We start from the raw sequence: 371 nt of genomic DNA on the forward strand, positions 1-371 counted from the left end.
CCACCGTGCGCCCTTAAAAACTTGGCCACAGATGCTCGCGTCCACTGTGCAGTTCTCAAGCAACGACCAGCCACCCATCACACACCACTCACGCAGTGCTTCACTGGGGCCGGCGTCAAGAAGGTCGAGCAACGCTCGCACCCTCAGACACCCAACAGCGTGCCCGGCCCAGCCACTCACCCATCCTGTGTTCCACGCCGAAGCAGTACTAACAGAGAGATCATGAACTGTGCCGAATAGTCAACGTTCCACCCATGAGCAACCGTGCAAGACATTCGCTTGCAGTCGGCCATATGCTCCTTAGAAAGGAGGTGATCCAGCCGCACCTTCCGGTACGGCTACCTTGTTACGACTTCGTCCCAATCGCCAGT

Annotated in this window: 1 rRNA gene; it reads right to left on the minus strand. The window is 57.7% G+C overall.

Annotated elements, in window-relative coordinates:
- Positions 1 to 304: 304 nt before the first annotated feature.
- Positions 305 to 371, minus strand: a 16S ribosomal RNA gene (locus ACSNOH_RS35215); the annotation flags it as partial.

The sequence above is a fragment of the Streptomyces sp. URMC 127 genome, assembly GCF_051386535.1.
GTDB lineage: Bacteria > Actinomycetota > Actinomycetes > Streptomycetales > Streptomycetaceae > Streptomyces.